The organism is Micromonospora sp. C28SCA-DRY-2, from assembly GCF_030519475.1.
GTDB lineage: Bacteria > Actinomycetota > Actinomycetes > Mycobacteriales > Micromonosporaceae > Micromonospora.
Window position 1 is genome coordinate 1 of record NZ_JAUMKD010000018.1, and the last position, 517, is coordinate 517.

General features: G+C 72.7%; 1 protein-coding gene. It reads left to right on the forward strand.

Translation table 11 applies throughout. From position 1 onward, the window contains the following. Positions 1-517: HAD-IIIA family hydrolase (locus Q3W71_RS30900; protein WP_302923011.1), on the forward strand; the 517-nt coding region annotated here is incomplete at both ends.

A 517-nucleotide genomic window follows, 5' to 3' on the forward strand; every position in this document is an offset into this window, starting at 1 on the left:
CGACGCGGTGTTGCTGGATCGGGACGGGACGTTGGTGGAGGACGTGCCGTTCAACGGTGATCCGGAGAAGGTGCGGCCGGTGCCGGGGGCGCGGGTGGCGTTGGATCGGTTGCGGGCGGCGGGGTTGCGGCTGGCGGTGGTGACGAACCAGTCGGGGTTGGCGCGGGGGTTGTTCACCGAGGCGCAGATGCGGGCGGTGCACGCGCGGGTCGAGCGGTTGTTGGGGTCGTTCGATGCGTGGTTGGTGTGTCCGCATGATGACGGTGACGGGTGTGGGTGTCGTAAGCCGTTGCCGGGGTTGGTGTGGGCGGCGGCGCGGGAGTTGGGGACGACGCCGGCGCGGTGTGTGGTGGTGGGGGATATCGGGCGGGATATGTCGGCGGCGTTGGCGGCCGGGGCGTCGGGGGTGTTGGTGCCGACGCCGGTGACCCGGCCGGAGGAGGTCGCGGCGGCGCCGCAGGTGGCGGTGGATCTGCCGGCCGCGGTGGAGCTGATCCTGTCCCGGCAGGCGGCGGTC